17 protein-coding genes are annotated in these 20,593 nt (G+C 73.2%); 4 read left to right on the top strand and 13 right to left on the bottom strand.

Going from position 1 to position 20,593, the window contains the following annotated elements; translation table 11 throughout:
• Position 1: 1 nt before the first annotated feature.
• Both rlmB and cysS read right to left on the bottom strand, forming a co-directional pair.
• Positions 2–952 (bottom strand): 23S rRNA (guanosine(2251)-2'-O)-methyltransferase RlmB, encoded by a 951-nt coding sequence (gene rlmB / locus H5V45_RS14820; RefSeq protein WP_185253637.1) that lies wholly within the window; start codon positions 950–952, stop codon positions 2–4.
• Entirely contained in the window at positions 952–2,397 is a 1,446-nt protein-coding gene (gene cysS / locus H5V45_RS14815; protein ID WP_185253636.1) for a cysteine--tRNA ligase, read from the bottom strand. Before cysS ends, rlmB begins: the two co-directional genes overlap by 1 nt.
• A gap of 96 nt (positions 2,398–2,493) precedes the next feature.
• Between cysS and H5V45_RS22710 the strand changes: the two genes are divergently transcribed.
• Positions 2,494–3,801, top strand: a complete 1,308-nt coding sequence (locus tag H5V45_RS22710) for a C39 family peptidase (RefSeq protein ID WP_185253635.1) — start codon at positions 2,494–2,496, stop codon at positions 3,799–3,801.
• 85 nt (positions 3,802–3,886) lie between these two features.
• Here H5V45_RS22710 and H5V45_RS14805 read toward each other — a convergent pair whose 3' ends face one another.
• The 4 genes from H5V45_RS14805 to H5V45_RS14790 form a co-directional block, all read right to left on the bottom strand.
• On the bottom strand, positions 3,887–5,071 hold the full coding sequence (locus tag H5V45_RS14805) for a hypothetical protein (RefSeq protein WP_185253634.1): 1,185 nt from the start codon (positions 5,069–5,071) through the stop codon (positions 3,887–3,889).
• A 209-nt stretch (positions 5,072–5,280) separates the two neighbouring features.
• On the bottom strand, positions 5,281–5,760 hold the full coding sequence (locus tag H5V45_RS14800; protein ID WP_185253633.1) for a hypothetical protein: 480 nt from the start codon (positions 5,758–5,760) through the stop codon (positions 5,281–5,283).
• 362 nt (positions 5,761–6,122) lie between these two features.
• Positions 6,123–6,683, bottom strand: coding sequence for a DUF6318 family protein (locus H5V45_RS14795; protein ID WP_185253632.1), 561 nt, complete (start codon positions 6,681–6,683; stop codon positions 6,123–6,125).
• Between the two features lie 219 nt (positions 6,684–6,902).
• The gene (locus H5V45_RS14790; protein ID WP_343061575.1) at positions 6,903–8,456 is read right to left on the bottom strand and encodes a molybdopterin-dependent oxidoreductase; all 1,554 of its coding nucleotides are present in this window, start codon (positions 8,454–8,456) and stop codon (positions 6,903–6,905) included.
• A gap of 20 nt (positions 8,457–8,476) precedes the next feature.
• Between H5V45_RS14790 and ispF the strand changes: the two genes are divergently transcribed.
• Positions 8,477–8,980, top strand: a complete 504-nt coding sequence (ispF, locus tag H5V45_RS14785) for a 2-C-methyl-D-erythritol 2,4-cyclodiphosphate synthase (RefSeq protein ID WP_185253631.1) — start codon at positions 8,477–8,479, stop codon at positions 8,978–8,980.
• A gap of 134 nt (positions 8,981–9,114) precedes the next feature.
• Here ispF and H5V45_RS14780 read toward each other — a convergent pair whose 3' ends face one another.
• From H5V45_RS14780 to H5V45_RS14750, 7 genes are all read right to left on the bottom strand, one after another.
• Positions 9,115–9,789 carry a sirohydrochlorin chelatase gene (locus H5V45_RS14780; RefSeq protein ID WP_185253630.1) on the bottom strand — a complete coding sequence of 225 codons (675 nt, stop codon included), beginning with the start codon at positions 9,787–9,789 and terminating at the stop codon, positions 9,115–9,117.
• On the bottom strand, positions 9,789–10,946 hold the full coding sequence (locus H5V45_RS14775) for a uroporphyrinogen-III synthase (RefSeq protein ID WP_185253629.1): 1,158 nt from the start codon (positions 10,944–10,946) through the stop codon (positions 9,789–9,791). The genes H5V45_RS14780 and H5V45_RS14775 overlap by 1 nt, the downstream gene beginning before the upstream one ends.
• 3 nt (positions 10,947–10,949) lie before the next feature.
• Positions 10,950–11,345 carry a nitrite reductase small subunit NirD gene (gene nirD / locus H5V45_RS14770; protein ID WP_185253628.1) on the bottom strand — a complete coding sequence of 132 codons (396 nt, stop codon included), beginning with the start codon at positions 11,343–11,345 and terminating at the stop codon, positions 10,950–10,952.
• Positions 11,342–13,897: a nitrite reductase large subunit NirB gene (gene nirB, locus H5V45_RS14765; protein ID WP_185253627.1), complete on the bottom strand. Its 2,556-nt coding sequence runs from the start codon at positions 13,895–13,897 to the stop codon at positions 11,342–11,344. Before nirB ends, nirD begins: the two co-directional genes overlap by 4 nt.
• A gap of 97 nt (positions 13,898–13,994) precedes the next feature.
• Positions 13,995–15,368: an FAD-dependent oxidoreductase gene (locus H5V45_RS14760; protein WP_185253626.1), complete on the bottom strand. Its 1,374-nt coding sequence runs from the start codon at positions 15,366–15,368 to the stop codon at positions 13,995–13,997.
• Positions 15,365–17,458, bottom strand: a complete 2,094-nt coding sequence (locus tag H5V45_RS14755) for a molybdopterin oxidoreductase family protein (protein WP_185253625.1) — start codon at positions 17,456–17,458, stop codon at positions 15,365–15,367. The genes H5V45_RS14760 and H5V45_RS14755 overlap by 4 nt, the downstream gene beginning before the upstream one ends.
• Positions 17,459–17,465: 7 nt before the next feature.
• The gene (locus H5V45_RS14750; protein ID WP_185253624.1) at positions 17,466–18,944 is read right to left on the bottom strand and encodes an MFS transporter; all 1,479 of its coding nucleotides are present in this window, start codon (positions 18,942–18,944) and stop codon (positions 17,466–17,468) included.
• A 246-nt stretch (positions 18,945–19,190) separates the two neighbouring features.
• Here H5V45_RS14750 and H5V45_RS14745 point away from each other — a divergent pair, with 246 nt between their 5' ends.
• Together H5V45_RS14745 and H5V45_RS14740 are read left to right on the top strand one after the other, a co-directional pair.
• A complete protein-coding gene (locus tag H5V45_RS14745) occupies positions 19,191–19,694 on the top strand; it encodes a SigE family RNA polymerase sigma factor (RefSeq protein ID WP_185253623.1) in 504 nt (167 codons plus the stop codon).
• Complete coding sequence (locus H5V45_RS14740) at positions 19,691–20,593, top strand: hypothetical protein (RefSeq protein WP_185253622.1); 903 nt, start codon at positions 19,691–19,693, stop codon at positions 20,591–20,593. Before H5V45_RS14745 ends, H5V45_RS14740 begins: the two co-directional genes overlap by 4 nt.

Below are 20,593 nucleotides of genomic sequence, written 5' to 3'. Positions count from 1 at the left end.
ATCAGGCGCGCGCCTGGGCGATCGCGTAGAGCGTCACCGACGCGGCCACCCCGGCGTTGAGCGACTCCAACTGGTTGGCCATCGGGATCGACAGCAGCTGGTCGCAGGTCTCGGCGACCAGGCGCGAGAGGCCGTTGCCCTCGGAGCCGACCACGAGCACGAGCGGGCCGTCGGCCAGCTCGAAGTCCGGCAGCGCGACGTCGCCGTCGGCCGCGAGGCCGACGACCATGCAGCCGGCGTCCTGGTAGGCCTTGAGCTGGCGGACCATGTTGACCGTCTGGGCCACCGGGATCCGGGCGGCCGCGCCGGCGCTGGTCTTCCACGCGCTGGCGGTCATGCCGGCCGCGCGGCGCTCCGGGATCACGACGCCGTGGGCGCCGAAGCCGGCCGCGCTGCGCACGACGGCACCGAGGTTGCGCGGGTCGGTGACCTGGTCGAGCGCGACGATCAGCGGCTGCTCGCCGTTCGCCTCGGCGAAGCCGATGAGGTCGTCGGCGTGGGCGTACTCGTACGACGGGATGCGCGCGGCCAGGCCCTGGTGCACGGCCCCGCTGGTCATCCGGTCCATCTCGTTGCGGGTGACCTCGAGGAGCGTGAGCCCCTTCTCGGCGGCCAGCTTGAAGGCCTCGCGCAGGCGGCCGTCGCGCTCGGCGCCCTCGGCGACGTACACCCCGGTCACCGGCACCCCCTCGCGCAGCGCCTCGACGACGGAGTTGCGCCCGGCGATCCACTCGGCGTCGGTGTGCCCGGTCGCGCGCCGCTTCGGGCGGGCGGCGGCGGACTTGTCGACCTTGTTGACCTGCTTGTAGACCTTGTGGTTCGGGCGGTCCTTGGCCTTGGGCGTCGGGCCGCGGCCCTCGAGCCCGCGACGGACCCGGCCGCCGGAGCCGACGGTGGGGTTGCCCTTGCCGCTCTTCTTGATCGCGCCCTTGCGCTGCGAGTTGCCAGCCATCAGTTGTTGCCTGCTTCCAGTGACCACTTGGGTCCGTTCGGGGTGTCCTCGACCTCGATGCCCGCGGCCTTGATCTGGTCGCGGATCGCATCGGCGGCGGCGAAGTCCTTCGCCGCGCGCGCCTGGGCGCGCTGGTCGAGCAGGCCGCGGACGAGGGCGTCCACGGCGGCGGTGAGCTTCTGGTCGTTCTTGCCGGCCTCGCTGGTCCACGCGACGTCGTACGGCGAGAGGCCGAGGACGTCGAGCATGGCCAGCACCGAGCCGGCGGTGCCGCGGAGCGCGGCCGAGTCGCCGGCCGCGAGCAGCTTGTTGCCCTCACGGGCGACCTCGTGGATCGCGGCGACGGCCGCGGGCGTGCCGAGGTCGTCGTCCATCGCGGTGACGAAGTCGGCGCACGGCATCCCGGCGGGGGTCGCGTCGGAGCCCGCTCCGAGACCGCCGAGCACCTCGGAGGCGCGCTCGAGGAAGCCCTCGATCCGGCGGAAGCCGACCGCGGCCTCCTCCAGCGCCTCGAAGCTGAACTCGACGTGGCTGCGGTAGTGCGCGGCGACGAGGTAGTAGCGCAGCTCGATGCCGCGGAAGCGCTCCAGCACGTTGGGGATCAGCAGCGAGTTGCCGAGCGACTTGCTCATCTTCTCGCCGGCGGTGGTGATCCATGCGTTGTGCATCCAGTACGACGCGAAGGGGTGCCCCGCGGCGCGGGACTGGGCCTGCTCGTTCTCGTGGTGCGGGAAGCGCAGGTCGACGCCGCCGCCGTGGATGTCGAAGGCGTGGCCGAGGTACTTGCCGGCCATCGCCGAGCACTCGATGTGCCAGCCGGGGCGACCGGGGCCCCACGGGCTCGGCCAGGCGGCGGTCTCGGGCTCGGTGGCCTTCTTCCAGCCCTTCCACAGCGCGAAGTCGCGGGGGTCGCGCTTGCCGCGCGGGTCCGCGTCCTCCGCGGCCTCCATGTCGTCGATGCCCTGACGGGTCAGCTCGCCGTACTGCGGCCAGCTCCGCACGTCGAAGTAGACGTCGCCGGAGCCGTCCTCGGCGGCGTAGGCGTGCCCGCGGCCGATCAGCGTGCCGATCAGCTCGATCATCTCGGGGACGTGGCCGGTGGCGGCGGGCTCGTACGTCGGCGGGGCGACGTTCAGGGCGGCGTACGCCTTGTCGAGCTCGCCCTTCATGACGTAGGCGAGGTTGTACCAGGGGCGGCCCTGCTCGGCGGCCTTGGTGAGGATCTTGTCGTCGATGTCGGTGACGTTGCGGATGAACGTCACCTCGTGGCCGGTGTGGCGCAGCCAGCGCTGGAGCACGTCGAAGTTGACGGCCGAGCGGACGTGACCGACGTGGGGCTCGCTCTGGACCGTGAGACCGCAGACGTAGAGGCCGGCCTTCCCCTCCTCGAGGGGGACGAAGTCACGGACTTCGCGGGTCGCGGTGTCGAAGAGCCTGAAGGTCACCCGGGTGATTCTAGAGGCGTAACGGTCTGCGCTCCGCATCGTCGGATCCTGTGACTCCTGGGGCGGAAGTGGCGTTTCACGCGTACCGTTCCTCGCGTGCGCCGCCCTCTCACCGCCGCCCTCGCCCCCGCTCTGGCCGCCGTGCTCGCGATCCCGTTGGGTCTCACCGCGCCTGCCGGTGCCTCCGCCGCGCCGGCGGCGGCCTCCGTCGCTCCTGGTGAGAGCCGGGCCGCGGCCCGGCCGATCACCTACACGCAGTGGGACACCGTCGACGAGCTGGGCACCGGAACCCCGGCCGGCACCCGCGTCACCACGGCCGGTCGGCTCGCGCTCGCGCCCGGGGCACCCGTCGCGCAGCGGCGCTACGGCGGGACGACGTACGACGTGGGGCGCTGGTCCTCGCCGTGGGTCTCCCCCGGCTTCGGCCTGACCGAGCTCGTGTCGTCCTGGTCGGCGACGACGCCCCGCAACAGCCGGATCGAGGTCGAGGTGCGCGGCCGGTCGGCGGCGGGCTCGACGTCGAGCTGGGACTCGCTCGGCCGGTGGGCCTCCGGCGACCGGTTCGTGCGGCGGACCTCCGTCGCCGGTCAGTCCGACGACCTCGCCGACGTGGCGGTGGACACCTGGCGGGCGCGCGACGCCGCCGGCCTCACGTCGTGGCAGCTGCGGGTCTCGCTGATGCGCCGCACCGGCGCCTCGTCAGCGAGCCCGACCGTCGACACGATCGGCGCGATGGCCTCGCGGCTGCCGACGGTCTCGTCGGTGACGACGTCCCGCCCGGGCCGCGCGGCGCGCGGCGTGGTGCTCGACGTGCCGCGGATGTCGCAGATGGTGCACGACGGCGACTACACGGAGTACGGCGGCGGGGGCGAGGCCTGGTGCTCGCCCACGTCGACCTCGATGGTGCTGGCCTACTACGACGCGCTGCCCCCGGCCACGGCCTCGGCCTGGGTGCCGCAGGGCCACGTCGACCCGTGGGTCGACCAGGCCGCGCGGGCGACCTACGACACGGCGTACGAGGGCACGGGGAACTGGCCCTTCAACACGGCGTACGCCGCCCCGCTGGCCGGGCACGCCTTCGTGACGCGGCTGCGGTCGCTGCGCGAGGCGGAGGCGTTCGTCGTGGCGGGCATCCCGGTCGTCGCGTCGATCTCGTTCGGCCCCGGCGAGCTGACCGGCGCCCCGATCTCCTCCACGAACGGGCACCTGGTCGTCGTCGTCGGCTTCACGGCGTCCGGCGACGTGGTCGTCAACGACCCGGCCGCGCAGCGCCGGGCCGGCGTCCGGCGGACCTACGACCGCGGTCAGTTCGAGAACGCCTGGCTGCCGCGCTCGGGCGGGCTGGCCTACGTGATCACCGACGACGCGCACCCGCTGCCCGGAGGCACCCCCACCAACTGGTAGCCGGGCCGGCGCGGACCTGCCCCGAAATGCCGAGTCGGCGTGGCCGTTCCGGAGGACGTCCACGCCGACTCGGCGATGCGGTGGATCAGTGCTTGTGCGTCCGGGTGCGGGGCGCCAGGCGGGTGCGGAACGCCGCCGCGGTGCAGGCCAGGCCGGCCATCAGGAGCAGCGTCGCGAGACCGGCGTCGCGCGACATCGGCGAGGACGTCGGCATGATCGCCGCGAACGGCGCGGTGACGGCGGCCGCCAGGACGTTCGCACGGCCGGCGAGACCCGCGTCAGCGGCGTTCGGGACGGTCGTCGTGGACGACGGCAGCAGCGGGGCCGGGGCCGAGGCGGGCAGGACCTGCGGGCCGCTGGTGGAGGTGTGCGCCTGGGCCGGCGCCACGTCGGTGCTGTCGTTGCCGCCCGGGTTGTTGGTGCCGGGACCCTGGGTGCCACCGGCACAGTCACCGGCGTGGACCGGCTCCTGGGTGGTGCTCACGTGCACGACGGGCTCACCGAGGACCCAGGTGTTGGTCGCGTCGTCGTAGACGTACGGCGTGGTGGTCGTCGTGACCGTGGTGATCCGGACGTTGTCACCGCAGTCGATGCGCGTCTTCTTCTTGGTCGAGTGCAGGGCGGGCGGCTGCGTGGACTGCTTGGTGCAGCCGTGCTTGACCTGCTGGGCGATGCTCCACGGCGTGAAGACGATGTTCGCCACGCTCGGGGAGGTGTCCGTGATCAGGTCCCAGGTGTTGGTGACCAGGTTGAACAGGAACGTGTCGGTGTACTGCTTGTCGTAGGTCAGCGAGCCGGCGCCGTACGACGTGCCCTCGAGGACGACGGCACATCCCTCGGCCGCACCGCTCTCGACGCGCTGCACGTCCGGGGGCTGCGTGCAGTCCGTGCCGACAGGCTGGTCCGCGGGCAGGTCCTTGCACACGTCGACCTTGGGCGGCGGGCCGCCGCAAGGCCCGACGGTCCCGGAGCTCTCGAAGTGGAAGTCACCGTCCTCGGCCTCGACGAACGCCGACCAGGTGCTCGCGAAGCCCCCCTGCGGCACGTTGAAGGTCTGGTCGAACGAGTCCGCGAAGGTCCCGTCCTGCGTGTTGCCGTTGATCGTCACCGACCAGCGGTTCACCATGGCGGGGTCGTACGCCGTCGCGCCGACGTGGACGCCGTCGCAGCTCGCACTGATGTCGGGTGTGTGGGCGCTCGCCGGCGACGCGGTGAGCGTGCCGACCCCCAGCGCCAGGACGGACGCGGCCAGTGCCGCGAAGATCTTCATGTGACGGTGTCCCCCTCGGACGTACGTGTACCGCTTCGGCCCCCGGCCGAACGACGTTGCCGGCGCTACCTACCCGCGGATGCGGGCGTCTGAACTACCGGTCTAGACAGTTCGGCCGGATCCTACGACACCGCGACCCCGGCGGCGTACAGGCCGACAGGGAGAGCGGCACCTCCCGTCGTTCGGTCCGCCTCACGCTGGACGAAGGATCAGCGGGTGCCGACCAGCACCGGCCGCGCCGTGGTCACCTCGAGCTGCGCGGGCGCCCCCGCGATCGTGACCGTGCCCGTCACCTGACGCCACGGTCCCCCGTCGACGCGGAACTCCGCGGCGTACGTCGTGTCCACGCTCGGGCTCACCACGCCCTTGCGGGCGTAGTCGTGGGTGATCTCCAGGTCCGGGTACGCCGCCCCCGCCGACTCCGACGACAACGACGCACCGTCCCCGAACTCCCACCGGAACCGGCTCGGCCAGATCCGCAGGTCCACCCGGCGACCGAGCAGCCGCACCGTCCTCGTGAACTCCCCCTGCTCGGTGTAGAAGTTCGTCTCGAAGTTCACCAGCGTCGTCCCGCCCGGCGGCTGCACCACCAGCTCCGAGCCCGGGAGGTCGATGCGGCGCAGCGCCCGCAGGACCAGTGCGTTCGTGATCTGGGCCGGAGCTACAGGGGTGCCTTCGGCGGGACACACGTAGGCGTCACTCAGGACCTGTCCTGCATCCGTGACGAACCATTGATGGATCATCGCTGTCCCATCAGGGCAGGTCTGAGGATCTAGACATTGACCTTGCCCACCGAACGCGCACATCACCTCTTCGTGCCAAGTCCCCGGCTGGGACGCCACGGAGCTTGCTCCTTGAGTGGATGAACAGGAGCCAGATCCACTATTTGCGGTCTGGCCGTCGATGATGAATTGGTTCGCCCCTGCGCCGGCAGATGTCGTCCCACCGCTCGAGCTACTGCCGCATGCTGCTTCTGCCCTACCGCTGCCAAGTGTGGAGAACAGGCAGGCGAGCATCGCGGTCACCAGCACCAAGATCAAGCGCCCCCGCGTCATGTCAGCACATCCCAGCGACCGATCATCCAGTTAGCGCGCGTCCTCTGAACCACCAACTGGATCTTGGTTCGGCCGGGGTCGAGGTGCTTGGTCCGCTTGCCCGGGGCCTTGACGGTCTGCGCCGTGGTCGCGACTATCACCGTCACCGTGAAGCCGGACCTGGGTCCCGCCGAGAACGGTGAAGCTCGTCTTGTGACCACCTCGATCTCCCCGCCGGTGATCGAGCCACCGGCTTCGTAGGTATCGACTATCCCCCGCAGTCCGCCGCTGCAAGCGGAACAAGACTTAAGCGCGACCTGCCTGAGCTGTGCAACCTCGCCGGTCGCTTGGGCGTAGTTGACGAGCTCCCAGTAGTACTCCACGAACGCCTCCGCCCCGGCAGCGTCATGTCTCTTCGCCGCGGCCGGCATCGTCGGCTCGACAGGCCCCGGCTCCGCTGACGGCGACCCGGAGGTCGGCGCGGAGGACTCGGGCGGGGCGATCTTGGGCTGGGGGTGGTCGCCCGAGCACGCACCCAGCCCCAGCGACAGGGCGAGCAGACCCGCGACCAGCACCACCCGAGAGCGCCTCACACCTCGTTCCTTCCCCGAGGGAACGCCGCCCCGACCAGGCGGCACCCCAGCACGCTAACGAAGGATCAACGAGGCGAAAAGGGCTCGGTGACGGCCTGTGGAGAACCGGAGCGGCCCGGCCGACAGGAGGAAGTCCCCCGCGCGGCACGGTAGCAGGCGTGGCTCGGGCGGGTCGCCCGAGTTCCTCCTGTCGGGCGGTACGCGTCAGGCGTTGACCGTGAACCCGACGGTGTGCCAGCCGGTGGCACCGTCGGGGAGGACGTCGCGCTCGACGCCGGTCTGCACGAGACCGTCCTTGTCGGTCGCGCGGACGCGGACGACGTGGTCACCCTTCTCGAGGTCCACGACGGCCTTCCACTGCACCCACGCGTCATCGGTGGGGGCGCCGGCGAGCTCGGCGGGCTGCCAGTCGCCGCCGTCGTACGCGATCTCCACGGCCGAGATGCCGGTGTGCTGCGACCACGCGACACCACCGATGGCGACGGAGCCCGCGGGGACCTCGTCGCCGGCGCGCGGGACGTCGATGCGCGAGGCCATCTTGACGGGGCCCTTCTCGCCCCAGCCCTTCTCGGTCCAGTACGCCGCGATCTTGCTGAACTGCGTGACCTCCATGTCCACGACCCACTTGGTGGCGGACACGTAGCCGTACAGCCCCGGCACGATCGTGCGCACGGGGAAGCCGTGGTCGATGGGCAGCGGCTTGCCGTTCATCGCGATGGCGAGCATCGCGTTGCGGTCGTCGGTGAGGGCGGCGACCGGGGTCCCGCAGGTCCAGCCGTCGTCGGAGGTCTGGAGCACGGCGTCGGCGCCGTCCTGGACGCCGGCCTCGGCGAGGATGTCGGCGAGGCGTACGCCGCTCCACCACGCGTTGCCGACCAGGTTGCCGCCGACCGTGTTGGAGACGCAGTTGAGGGTGATCCAGCCCTCGGTGAACTCCCGGGCGACCAGGTCCTGGTAGCTCAGGACGATCTCCTTGTCGACCATCCCGTGGATGCGCAGCTGCCAGTCGGACGGCTCGATCGTCGGGACCACGATGGCGGTGTGGATCCGGTAGAAGTCGGACGTCGGGGTCATCCACGGCGACACGCCGTCGACGCCCACGCGCGTGGAGGCGGGGACGGCCGGCTCGCTGACGCCGTTGAGGCGGAGCAGGCGGCGGGTCTCCTCGACGTGGCGGCGACCGCGGCCGACGATGTCGCCGACGAACCAGACGGCGAGCGCGACGGCGCCCATCGCCCCGGCACCGATGAGGAACGACCGTCGGTGGTGGGCGGCCGGGCGGGCCGGCGTACCGGCCGTGCTCGAAGGCGAGGCGAGGGCCTGCTCGGCCCGCTGCAGCGGCGCCGTGAGGAGGGAGAGCGCGACCAGCCAGGTCACGAAGCCGACCAGGATCGGCAGCTGGTCGACCACGCCGGTGCCGCGCTGGAGGGCGACCGCGACGGCGCCGAGGATCCCGAGGGCGGCGAAGACGATCGCCGACGCCCACACCGAGCGCTGGGCCAACCGACCCGCCCAGGCGAACACCAGGCCGGTCAGCAGCAGCACCATCAGGACGAGGAACGGCTTGTCGTTGGTGCCGAGCACCGAGATGACCTTCTCGGCCACCGCACCGGGCGTGAGCCGGATGACGAGCTCCGCCACGGCGACCACCGGCGACTCGCGGATGGTCATCGCCATCGCCACGAAGAAGCTCGTCGCCAGACCCGCCGCGCCGGCGACGAGGCCGGCGAGGGACCAGGTCCACTTGGGTGCGCTCACCGCTCCAGTGTGACTCAGGCATGATCACGGCTGTGCACCCAAGTCCTTACAGAACGAGGATCGGCGTCGGCACCGACGTCCACCGCCTCGTCGACGGCGTCCCGCTCTTCCTGGCCGGGCTCTCCTGGCCGGACGAGCCCCGAGGACTCGAGGGACACTCCGACGCGGACGTCGCCGCGCACGCCGCCTGCGACGCGCTGCTGTCGGCGGCCGGGCTGGGCGACCTGGGGTCGAACTTCGGTACGTCGGAGCCGGAGTGGGCCGGTGCGTCCGGCGCCGCCCTGCTCGGCGAGACCGCCCGCCGGCTCCGCGCCGCGGGCTTCGAGATCGGCAACGTGGCCGTCCAGGTGATCGGCAACCGCCCGAAGGTCGGGCCCCGCCGGGCCGAGGCCGAGGCCGCCCTCTCCGCCGCCGTCGGCGCCCCCGTCACCGTCTCCGCGACGACCACCGACGGACTGGGTCTGACCGGCCGCGGTGAGGGAGTCGCGGCCATCGCGACGGCGCTGGTGGTCGCGCCGGCCTGACCCGCCGGCCGGCACGCCGTACCCCGCCGGCACGCCCGCCGCTGTAACGCGGTGTCCACGTCACTCGTGCGGTGCTGCAGCGCCGCGGCAGCTACGTGGACACCGCGTTACAGAGGGCCGCCACGACGCATGAGTCAGGCAGCGACAGCCGGCGCGAGGGCCCGGAACCGCCGGGCGACGAGCTCGGCGACGAACCGGTGCGGGCCGATGACGTCGGCGACCAAGGCGGCGCCGGCGGCGAGCGACTCGTCGCGGGCGCGGTCGGCGAAGTGCCCGGGCGCCAGGAGGTACGGCGACGCGACCGCCCCGCGCCGGACGACGTCCGCGGGGCGCGGACCGCGGCCGGTCAGGGTGGCGAGCTCCACCGGCCCGCCCCAGGCCGCGGCGAGCAGCGCCGCGGCCCGAGCCAGGTCGGGGTCGGTCCGCGGGTCCCGGGATCCCGCGGCGACGAGCACCACCTGCTGCCCCGGCCGGGCCCCCGCCGCGACCAGGCGGGCCGCCTGGGCGGCGGCCAGCAGCGGGTGGGGTCCGAGGGTCGGCGTCAGCACGACCGGGTGCGCGGGCCCGGCGGCGGCGACGGCCGCCGGCAGGTCCTGGCGCACGTGGAAGCCGGTGGAGAGCAGCAGCGGTACCGCCACCGTCGGGACGGAGGTGGCCGCGACGACGGAGGCGAAGGACGGCTCGCACAGCTCGACGTACGCCGCCGAGGCGCTCACCCCGAGGCGGGCACCGGCCGCGGCGGCGATCTCACGTGCGACGTCGTTGCCCGGCGCGTAGCGGGTCCCGTGCGCCACCGTGACGAGCCGCATCACGCCACCACCAGCCGGTAGCCACGCTTCACGACCGTCGCGACCAGCCGTGTCCCGATCGCGGCGCGCACCCGGGCGACCGCCATCTCGACGGCGTGCTCGGAGCTGGCCTGGCCGCTCGGAAGCGCGGCGAGGAGCTCGGGCCGCGACACGACGTGGCCGGGGTTGACGGCCAGCGCCTGCAGGACGGCCAGCGGCGCCGCGGACATCTTGACCTCGAGGCCGTCGAGCAGCACCCGGTCGCCGTGCAGCACCAGCAGCCGCCCCGCGACGGGGATCGCGGTGCCGGAGCGCCGCGCCGGCAGCTCGGTCTCCATCAGCTTGACCATCGCGCCGAGCCGGGAGCGCTCCGGCACGATCGCGGGCACCCCCCACAGCTCGAAGGCCGCCGCGGTGACCGGCCCGACGCAGGTCGCGACGACGTCCGCCTGGAACGCCGCGACCACCTCGTCGCGGCGCCCGGTGACACCGGCGGCGTCCATCAGTGCCGCCACGGCCGGCGCGGAGGTGAACGTGACGGCGTCGAGCTTGCGGTCCGCGATCAGGTCGACCATCCGGAACATCGGGGCCGGGTCCTCGGCCCCCTCGACGCGGTAGACCGTCACCACGGTCACGTCGGCCCCCTGCCGCCGCAGCGCGTGCGAGGCCATCGACAGCGACTGGCCGTGCTCCTGCACGACGATGCGGACGCCGGCGAGGTCGCGGCCGCGCAGGTGCGCCAGCACGTCCTCGAAGCACTCCGACTCCGGCGCCCACAGCTCGCGCAGGCCCTGGCGACGCAGCGCGCCGACGCTCTTCGGCCCGCGCGCGAGGATCTCGGCCCGGCCGAGCGCACCGAGCAGGTCGTCGAGGATCCCCCACCGGGCCGTCGCCTCGAACCACGCCTTCATCCCGACCCCGGTGGTCGCGAGGAACAGGTCGACCGGCCGCGCGAGCACCTCGTCGGTCGCCGCCCGGAGCTGGTCGTCGTCGACGTGGTTGGGGTCCAGCGACAGCGCCGGCGCCCACTCGATCCGGGCGCCGCGCCGCTCGAGCAGCGCGATCTGCTCGTCGACCTTCCGCGCGGCGGTCACGCCGACGTGGAAGCCGTCGAGCGGGCCGGCGGCAGGGCCGGCAGCAGGACCGGCGGCGGAGGCAGCGGGCTCGGGGGACGTCATGGCTCAGGCCGCGTCGGACTTGCGCTGGCCGACGAGGACGACGCCCTCGACCACGCGGACGTCGTACGACGGCACGGAGACGTTCCGGTCGTCGAGGCAGCGCCCGCTGCGGAGGTCGAAGGCGTGCTTGTGCATCGGCGAGGCGACGAACGGCGTGTCCCCGCGGGTGCCGACGATGCCCCGGGCGAGGACCGAGGCCTTGGCGAAGGGGTCGTGGTTGCCCAGCGCGTAGACCTGGTCGTCGTGGGTGCGGAAGATCGCGATCGCCTGCCCGTGCACCAGCGCCGTGGCCCCGCGCTCGACCTCGAGCTCGGCGACCCGGCACACCGGCTGCCACTCCTCGGGCGTCCGGTGCGCGGCAGAGGACGGCGGCGGGGGCGGCGGCACGGCCGGCGTCATGGCGCCCCGACCGGGATCGACGTGCCGAGCACGACGGGCTCCGCCGAGGTCGAGGGCGTGATCTGCCCGCGCTCGGTGCCGAAGGTGATGTTCGGGTCGGGCGTGCCGGGCGCGTTCACGAACGACACGAACCGGGCCAGCTTCTCCTCGTCGTCCACGGTGGCCTTCCACTCGTCGAAGTAGGACCCGACGTGCCGGGTCATGGCGTCCTCGAGGTCGGCCCCGAGGCCGAGGACGTCGTCGACGACGACCTCACGCACCCGGTCCAGGCCGCCCTCCAGGGCGTCGATCCAAGGCGCCGTCCGCTGCAGCCGGTCGGCGGTGCGGACGTAGTACATGAGGAACCGGTCGAGGTAGCGGACCAGCGTCTCGTTGTCGAGGTCGCCGGCGAGCAGCCGCGCGTGGGCCGGGTTCGCGCCGCCGTTGCCGCCGACGTAGAGGTTCCAGCCCTTCTCGGTCGCGATGACCCCGAAGTCCTTGCCCCGCGCCTCGGCGCACTCGCGCGCGCAGCCGCTGACCCCGCCCTTGAGCTTGTGGGGCGAGCGCAGCCCGCGGTACCTCAGCTCCAGGAGGATCGCGAGGCTGGTCGAGTCCTGCACGCCGTACCGGCACCACGTCGACCCGACGCACGACTTCACCGTGCGCAGCGACTTGCCGTAGGCGTGGCCGGACTCGAAGCCCGCGTCGACGAGCCGCCTCCAGATCGCGGGCAACTCCTCCATCCGGGCACCGAAGAGGTCGATGCGCTGGCCGCCGGTGATCTTCGTGTAGAGGTTGAAGTCGCGGGCCACCTCGCCGATCACGATCAGCTTCTCGGGCGTGATCTCGCCGCCGGGGATGCGCGGCACGACGGAGTAGGTGCCGTTGCGCTGGATGTTCGCGAGGTAGGCGTCGTTGGTGTCCTGCAGCGCGACGGTGTCCTCGGCGAGCACGTGGCCGTTGAACTGGCTGGCCAGGATGCTCGCGACGACGGGCTTGCAGACGTCGCAGCCGCGGCCGCGCCCGTGCGCCTCGACGAGCTCGTCGAAGCGGCGGTAGCCGTGCACCGCGACCAGGTCGAAGAGCTCCTGCCGCGTCAGCGCGAAGTGCTCGCACAGGCCCTTGTCGACGACCTTGCCGACCGAGGCGAAGTGGTCCTCGATGATCGTCTTGACGACCGGCACGCACGAGCCGCAGGTGGTGCCGGCCGAAGTGCAGCTCTTCACGCAGGCGAGGTCCTCGCAGGCGTGGCCGGTGGTGGCCGCGACCGCCGTGCGGATCTCGCCCTTGGTGACGTCGTTGCACGAGCAGACCTGGGCCTCGTCGGGCAGGCCGGCCGCACCCGCGGGCGTCCCCCCGCGGCTCGCCGGGAGGATCAGCTCCTCCGGGTTCGCCGGCAGCGCGATGCCGCTGGAGACCATCGGGCGCAGGATGCCGTACGCCGACGCGTCGCCGACCAAAATGCCGCCGAGCAGCCGGGTCCCGTCCTCGGTGACGACGAGCTTCTTGTAGATCCCCGCGACCGCGTCGGAGAAGACCAGCTCGAGGGAGCCCTCGGTGGTGGCGAACGCGTCGCCGAAGGACGCCACGTCGACGCCGAGCAGCTTGAGCTTGGTGGACATGTCGGCGCCGGTGAAGGTGCCGGGGCCGTCGAGCAGCGCGTCGACGACGACCTCCGCCATCGCGTAGCCGGGGGCGACCAGGCCGTACATCGTGCCTCCGGGCGCCGCGCACTCGCCGATCGCGAAGACGTGGGGGTCGACGGTGCGGCACTGCTCGTCGACGAGTACGCCGCCGCGCTCGGCGACCGGGAGGCCGCTGGTGCGAGCCAGCTGGTCGCGCGGGCGGACGCCGGCGGAGAAGACGACGAGGTCGGCCGGGACGTGGCCGTCCGCGAGCTCGACGCCCGTGACGCGGTCGGTGCCGGTGACGGACCGGGTCGCGGCGCCGGCGTGCACGTGGACGCCGAGCTTCTCGATGTGGCGGACCAGGGTGCTGCCCGCGGCGGCGTCGAGCTGCATCGGCATCAGCCGCGGCGCCATCTCGACCACGTGGGTCTCCAGGCCGAGCTGGACGAGCGCGTTCGCGGCCTCGAGCCCGAGCAGCCCGCCCCCGACGACCACGCCCCGGGTGGCGGTCAGCGAGGCCGCGCGGATCGCCTCGAGGTCCTCGATCGTGCGGTAGACGAAGCAGCCGTCGAGGTCGCGGCCCTCGACCGGCGGGACGAACGGGGCGGAGCCGGTCGCGAGCACCAGGGCGTCGTAGGCCTGCACGGTCCCGTCGTCCAGCGTGACCGTGCGGGCCTCGCGGTCCACGGCGGTGACCGTGGTGGCCAGGGTGAGGCGGACCCGCGGATCGTCGTAGCGGCCGTCCGGCAGCAGCGACAGCGCGTCGGCGCTCCCGGCGGCGAAGAACGACGTCAGGGCGACCCGGTCGTAGGCCGCGCGCGGCTCCTCCCCCACGACGACGACGTCGTAGGTCTCCGTGAGCCCGCGCTCGATCGCCGCCTGCACGAAGCGGTGCCCGACCATCCCGTGGCCGGCCACGACGAGGGTCCTGCGGAGGTGGGTCATGGGAGGTCCTTCCCTGGTGCTTCGACGGTAGGGCGGCTGTGTTGTGGGGCGGTTTCGGCGTGTAACAGGCGTGAAAACGAATGGGGTGCGGCGAGCGTCAGACCGGGGCCGGGGCGGCACCGAGCAGCTGGCGGACGACCGGTCCGCACCCGCCGCAGCCGGTGGTGGCGCGGGTGGTGCGGCGTACGTCGTCGAGGTCCGCGCAGGCCCGGACCCGCCCGGCGCTGACCCCGGCGCAGGCGCACACCTCGACCTCGTCGGTGAGCGGCGCGGGCGCCGCGGCCGACTCGGGCACGAGCAGCTCGCCGGGCTCGAGCGGGCCGAGGACGGTGCGGCGGTCGTAGAGCTGGGTGATCAGGCCGATCCGGGACAGGTCGCCGACCAGGGCCGCGGCCACGATCGCGCCGTCGCGGACGACGAGCTTGCGGTAGGTCCCGGCCAGCGGGTTCGTCATCTCGACGACCTCGCCGTCGGCGCGCTCCGGGTCGCCGAGCACGGCGACCTCGAGGCCGGTGGCGCGGAGGCGGGCGACGGTGCGGGAGCCGGCGTACGCCGTGGTGCCGCCGGTCAGCTGGTCGGCCAGTGCCGTGGCCTGCTCCCAGGCCGGCGGGACGAAGCCGGTGGTGACGCCGCGGTGCTCGGCGCAGTCACCGATCGCGTGGACCCGGTCGTCGGTGACCGAGGCGAGGCGGCCGTCCACGACGACGCCCCGCCGCACCATCAGTCCGGCGCGCCGGGCGAGCGCGGTGCTCGGCCGGCCGCCGGCGGTGAGCACGACGAGGTCGGTCTCGAGGGTGTAGTCGTTGTCGAGGACGAGCCCCGCGTCGGTGAGCCGGACCGCGCGGGTGCCGGTGTAGACGGCGGTCCCGAGCCGGCGCAGGTCGCGGGCGAGGACCTTCCCGCCGGGCGTGCCGACCTGGCTGGCGAGCAGGTGCTCGGCGCCCTCGACGACCTCGGTCGCGACCCCGCGCAGGGTCAGCACCCGCGCGACCTGGAGGCCGAGCAGGCCGCCGCCGACGACGACGCCCCGCAGGTCGCCCGCGATCGCCGCGTCGAGCCGCTCGCAGTCGGCCAGGCTGCGGAAGGCGTGCACCTTCGGGTGCAGCTGGCCGTCCATCCGCACCAGCCCGCGGATCGGGGGCAGGGTGGGGATGCTGCCGGTCGCGAGGACCAGCCGGTCGTAGCCGATCCGCTCGCCGTCGACCAGCATCACCTCGCGGCGCTCCCGGTCGACCTCGAGCACGCGCGTCCCGAGCCGCAGGTCGGTGCGGTCCGGGGTGCGCTCCGGCAGCGCGATCGCGCCGCGGGGGTGGCTGCCCTCGAGGACGGCGCTCAGCAGGATCCGGTTGTACGCCGGCACGGGCTCGTCGCCGAGCACGGTGACGTGCCCGTCGTACCCGCGCACGGCGAGGTCGTCGAGCAGCCGGTTCGCGGCCATCCCGTTGCCGACGACGACCAGGCGCTCGCTCATGCCGGCACCCCCGCCGGCTGCTCGCGGGTCGCACCGGACGCGCGGCCCGCCGCCATCACCGACGCCGCGCACACCTTGAACTCCGGCATCCGGCTGGACGGGTCGAGGGCGTCGTTGGTGAGCCGGTTCGCCCCGACCCAGTGGAAGGGGACGAAGACGGTGTCGGGGCGGATCGTCGCGACCACCCGCGCCGGTGCGGTCATCGAGCCGCGGCGGGTGGTGACCGTGACCGGCTCGCCGTCGGCGGTGCCGAGCCGGCGGGCGAGCAGGGGGTGCAGCTCGACGAAGGGGCCGGTGTCGGTGAGCGCGCGGACGCGACGGGTCTGGGCGCCGGACTGGTACTGCGCGAGCACCCGCCCGGTGGTGAGGTGCAGCGGGTAGTCCGCGCACGGCTGCTCGGCCGCGCCGCGGTGCTCGACCGCGTGGAAGCGGGCCCGACCGTCCGGGGTGGCGAAGCCGTCGAGGAACATCCGCGGCGTGCCGGGGTGGTCGGCGTCCGGGCACGGCCAGAACACCCCGTGCTCGGCGCGGATCCGGTCGTAGGTGATGCCCGCGTAGTCCGCCCGGCCGCCCGCCGAGGCCCGGCCGAGCTCGGCGAAGACCTCCTCGGGATCGGTCGCGAACGGCACGGGCGCCTCGAGGCGGACGGCCAGCCCGTGCAGGACCTCGAGGTCGCTGCGTACACCGGTGGGCGGGGTCAGCGCCTGCTGGCGCAGGATCACCCGGCCCTCGAGGTTGGTCATGGTGCCGGTCTCCTCGGCCCACTGCGTGACCGGCAGGACGACGTCGGCGATCGCGGCGGTCTCGGACAGCACGAGGTCGGCGACGACCAGGAGGTCGAGGGACTCCAGCCGCCGCGTGACGTGGGTGGCGTTCGGCGCGGAGACCACGATGTTGGAGCCGAAGACCAGGAGCGCCTGCGGGCCGGTCGGGGTGCCGAGGACGTCGAGGAGCTCGTAGGCCGAGCGCCCCCTGCCCGGCAGCTGGTCGGCCGGGACACCCCACACGCCGGCGACGTGCTCGCGCGCGGCCGGGTCGTCGATCATCCGGTAGCCCGGCAGCTGGTCGGCCTTCTGGCCGTGCTCGCGGCCACCCTGGCCGTTGCCCTGACCGGTCAGACAGCCGTAGCCGCCGTACGTCGTCCCGCACTGCCCCAGCGCCAGGGCCACGTCGATCCAGGCGAGCACGGTGTCGGTGCCCTGGCTGTGCTGCTCGGCCCCGCGGGCGGTGAGCACCACCACCTTGTCGGCGCCGGTGAGCAGCGCGACCAGGGCGCGGAGCTCCTCGACCGGCACGCCGGTGACCCGCTCGACCCGCTCGGGCCACCACGCCGCGACGGCGCGGCGGACGTCGTCGAAGCCGGTCGTCCGGGTGGCGACGTACTCCTCGTCGACGTGGCCGCCGGCCACGAGCAGGTGCAGGACGCCCAGCGCGAGGGCCAGGTCCGTGCCGGGGACCGGCTGGACGACGAGGTCGGCGCGCTCGGCGGTCGCCGTGACGCGGGGGTCGACGACGACGACTCGGCCGCCGCGCTCGCGCAGCCGGTCGAGGTGGCGGGCCGCGGGGGGCATCGTCTCGGCGAGGTTGGAGCCGACCAGCACGACGACGTCGGTCTGCTCGAGGTCCGCGAGCGGGAACGGCAGCCCGCGGTCCAGGCCGAACGCCTTCGTCCCGGCCGACGCGGCCGAGCTCATGCACCAGCGGCCGTTGTAGTCGATCTGGCTGGTGCCGAGCGCGACCCGGGCGAACTTGCCGAGCTGGTAGGCCTTCTCGTTCGTCAGCCCGCCGCCGCCGAAGACGCCGACCGTGTCGGGCCCGTGCGCGGCGCGCAGCGCACGGAGCCGGTCGGCGACGACGCCGAGCGCCTCGTCCCAGCCGACCGGGCGGAACTCCCCGGTCGCCCGGTCCCGCAGCAGCGGGGTCGTGAGCCGCTCGCGGCTGCCGACGAGCCCGGTCGCCGTCCAGCCCTTGCGGCACAACGCGCCCTCGTTGACGGGGAACTCCGGCCAGGCCGACACCTCCGGCGACCGCCGCCCGGTCACCTTCATCCCGCACTGCAGGGAGCAGTAGGGGCAGTGGGTGTCGGTCATGGCGAGGTCAGATCCGGGCGCCGGCGAGGCCGGTCGCCTTCGCGGTGGCGGGCCGGCGCAGGTAGACCGCCCAGGTGACCAGCGCGCACACGACGTAGAAGCCGGTGAAGACCATGAACGCGCCCTTGGTCGCCGACAGCGGGTTGTCGACCCACGGCGAGCTGAAGGCCAGCGGGATCAGGAAGCCGCCCATCGCGCCGACCGCCCCGATGACGCCGATCGCCGCCGAGGCCTGCTTGGTGCCGCGCAGCAGCGCGGCGTCGCGCTCGGGGGTGCCGGGAGCCGTCGAGCGCTCGGCCTCGGTGCGCCAGATCGCGGGGATCATCTTGTAGGTCGAGCCGTTGCCGATGCCGGTCGAGGCGAAGACGAGGAGGAAGGCGACGAGGAACGCGGGGAACCACGCCTGGTTCTCGGTGGCGATCGCCGGGTCCGCGGTCGGGTTCGGGGTGAGCTGCGTCAGCGTCCACAGCACGACGAGCGTGAAGACCACCATGCCGACGAAGGCGCCGAGGGTGACCTTCGCGCCGCCGTACGTGTCGGCGAGCCAGCCGCCGAGCGGCCGCGTCGCGGAGCCGACCAGCGCGCCGAGGAAGGCGAAGTAGGCGAAGTAGATGCCGGTGCCGAGCGGCGCCGGGTCCGGCACCCAGAAGTTGAGCTTGATCAGCAGCGGCATCGCCGCGGAGTAGCCGATGAACGAGCCGAAGGTTCCGATGTAGAGGAACGCCATGATCCAGGTCTGCGGCTTCCGGACGACCTGCAGCTGCTCGCGGGGCGTCGACTTCGCGGTGCCGAGGTTGTCCATGAAGAGGTACGCCGCCAGCGTGGCCACCACGGCGAGGCCGGCGTACACCCACGCGGCCCGCTCGAGGTGCACGCCGCCGTCGGCGGCCTTGACCAGGCCGAAGATGCCCGCGCCACCCACGATCACCGGCAGGAAGAGCTGGATCAGCGAGACGCCGAGGTTGCCGCCCGCGGCGTTGAGCCCGAGCGCGGCGCCCTTCTTGGCGGAGGGGTAGAAGAAGTTGATGTTCGCCATCGACGAGGCGAAGTTGCCGCCGCCGAGGCCGGCGGTGGCCGCGATTAGGCAGAAGGCCCAGTACGGCGTGTCCGGCCGCTGCACGGCGTACGCGAAACCGAGCGTCGGCACCAGCAGCAGCGCGGCGCTCGTCATCGTCCAGTTGCGGCCGCCGAACTTCGGGACGGCGAAGGTGTAGGGCAGCCGCAGCAGCGAGCCGACCAGGTTCGGCAGCGCGACCAGGAGGAACAGCTGTTGGGGGCTGTAGTCGAAGCCGGTCGCGACCAGGAACGCCGAGCTGACGCTCCAGATCAGCCAGACCGAGAAGCCGAGGTGCTCGGCGAAGATCGACCACACCAGGTTGCGGCGCGCGACCTGTCGGCCGCCGCCCTCCCAGAAGGCGGCGTCCTCGGGGCGCCAGTCGTCGATCCAGCGGCCGGTGCGCCGTTCGGTGGGGGCGGTCGCGGACATGGGCTGCTCCTGGGGGGTTCCGTGGTGGCTGACGACCTCACTCTCGGCAGTCGAGGTTTCGCCTCGCTGCACGCCGGTCTCTCGCCGAGGTCAACTTGTCCTCACGGCCTCACAGACCTCACGACCTCACGGACCCGGCGGCCCTGGAAACCCCGGAGGGCGAGAATCGGGCGTGCGCGTGACAACCGAACCTCGCGAGGCCCCGTCTCTCTCGGGACTGACACCTCGGGACCGACAGGAGCACGGATGAGCAGCGACCGGAGGGCGGAGTTCACCGACTACGCCCAGGCGAGACGACCGCAGCTGCGGCGGATGGCCTACGCCCTGTGCGGCGACTGGCACACCGCCGACGACATCGTGCAGAACGCGCTGGCCAAGCTGTACGTCGCGTGGCCGCGGGTGCGCCGGGCGGCCGCGGAGGACGCCTACGTGCGCCAGACGATCCTGCGCAGCACGATCGACGAGCACCGCCGGCCGTGGAGGCGCGAGCGCGCCGGGCTGGAGGGCTACGACCACCCGACCGCACCCGGGGTCGACCCGGGCGACCGGCACGACCTGGTGCTGGCCCTGCTGCAGCTGCCGGAGATGCAGCGCAAGACCGTCGTGCTGCGGCACTGGATGGGGATGTCCGTCACCGAGACGGCGCGTGACCTGCGGATCTCCGAGGGCACCGTCAAGAGCCACACCTCACGAGCCCTCGAGCGGCTCCACCAGCTGATGTCCGACACCACGGAGGGATCCCGACGATGAGCATGAACTCGACCGACTTCCACGACCTCCTCGACGACGCCGTACGCCGCGAGCCCGCCGGCGGGGCGTTCGCCGGCGACCCCGGGGTGAGCGCCGGACGCCGGCTGCTGCGCCGCCGACGCCTGCTGACCGGGGCGGGGGCGGCCGTCGCGGTCCTCGCGATCGCCGGCTCCGTCCAGGCGGTGGCCGGCGGCGGTCCGGGCACGGCCCGCGACGGGCGCGACGTACCGGTGGCGAGCCAGGGCACCTCCGAGGCGCCGCGCTCGGACGCGACCCTGCTGCGCCAGTGCCGTGACGGCAACCAGTCCGCCGACGCGACCGGCCTGATCTTCGACGCCGGCACCCCGGTCGTGAAGGCCCAGGAGCGCACCGCGCACCAGGTGATCCTGGCGATCGAGTCCGGCGACGGCGCCCACTGGGCGGAGTGCTTCGTGCACCTGGACAACCAGGAGTTCTCCTCCGGCATGACGGTGTACGACGCCTCCGGCACCAGCCGGTCGACGAGCTACTCGTTCGGGGGCGGCTGCGGCCTGGTCGACGGGCGGGCCGACGAGTCGTGCCCGACATGGGCGATCTCCACGACGGACCGCCTGCCCGACGAGGTGGCGCAGGTGCGCTACGACTTCGGGGACGGCACGCACGCGACGGTCACGGCGCGGGACGGCTACGTCGTCCTCAACCGTCTCCTGGACCTGCCCCCGGGCGCCTCGATCGACTCGATGGGCTCGAACCTCGGCTTCAACGCCCTGGACCGGATCACCTACCTCGACGCCGACGGCGACCCGATCGCCGCGCAGGCCTCCGACGGCACCGGCTCCGGGCCTGACCACGAGCGCGTCGGCGACCTGCCCCCGCTGACGGCCTACCCGTCGCTGCGGTCGGACCAGCCGATCTACTGA

Origin of the sequence: Nocardioides luti, assembly GCF_014212315.1 — a bacterium.
Classification (GTDB): domain Bacteria; phylum Actinomycetota; class Actinomycetes; order Propionibacteriales; family Nocardioidaceae; genus Nocardioides; species Nocardioides luti.
Note: the sequence above shows the minus strand (reverse complement) of the source record. Positions and strands in the feature narration are given on the sequence as shown.

Coding starts and splice junctions, on each gene's coding strand:
- H5V45_RS14745 (WP_185253623.1), top strand. CDS start 19,191: ATGAGCAGCGACCGGAGGGCGGAGTTCACCGACTACGCCCAGGCGAGA.
- nirB (WP_185253627.1), bottom strand. CDS start 13,897: ATGACCCACCTCCGCAGGACCCTCGTCGTGGCCGGCCACGGGATGGTC.
- ispF (WP_185253631.1), top strand. CDS start 8,477: ATGATCACGGCTGTGCACCCAAGTCCTTACAGAACGAGGATCGGCGTC.
- H5V45_RS14760 (WP_185253626.1), bottom strand. CDS start 15,368: ATGAGCGAGCGCCTGGTCGTCGTCGGCAACGGGATGGCCGCGAACCGG.
- H5V45_RS14805 (WP_185253634.1), bottom strand. CDS start 5,071: ATGAAGATCTTCGCGGCACTGGCCGCGTCCGTCCTGGCGCTGGGGGTC.
- H5V45_RS14740 (WP_185253622.1), top strand. CDS start 19,691: ATGAGCATGAACTCGACCGACTTCCACGACCTCCTCGACGACGCCGTA.
- H5V45_RS14755 (WP_185253625.1), bottom strand. CDS start 17,458: ATGACCGACACCCACTGCCCCTACTGCTCCCTGCAGTGCGGGATGAAG.
- H5V45_RS14750 (WP_185253624.1), bottom strand. CDS start 18,944: ATGTCCGCGACCGCCCCCACCGAACGGCGCACCGGCCGCTGGATCGAC.
- H5V45_RS14775 (WP_185253629.1), bottom strand. CDS start 10,946: ATGACGTCCCCCGAGCCCGCTGCCTCCGCCGCCGGTCCTGCTGCCGGC.
- rlmB (WP_185253637.1), bottom strand. CDS start 952: ATGGCTGGCAACTCGCAGCGCAAGGGCGCGATCAAGAAGAGCGGCAAG.
- H5V45_RS14780 (WP_185253630.1), bottom strand. CDS start 9,789: ATGCGGCTCGTCACGGTGGCGCACGGGACCCGCTACGCGCCGGGCAAC.
- nirD (WP_185253628.1), bottom strand. CDS start 11,345: ATGACGCCGGCCGTGCCGCCGCCCCCGCCGCCGTCCTCTGCCGCGCAC.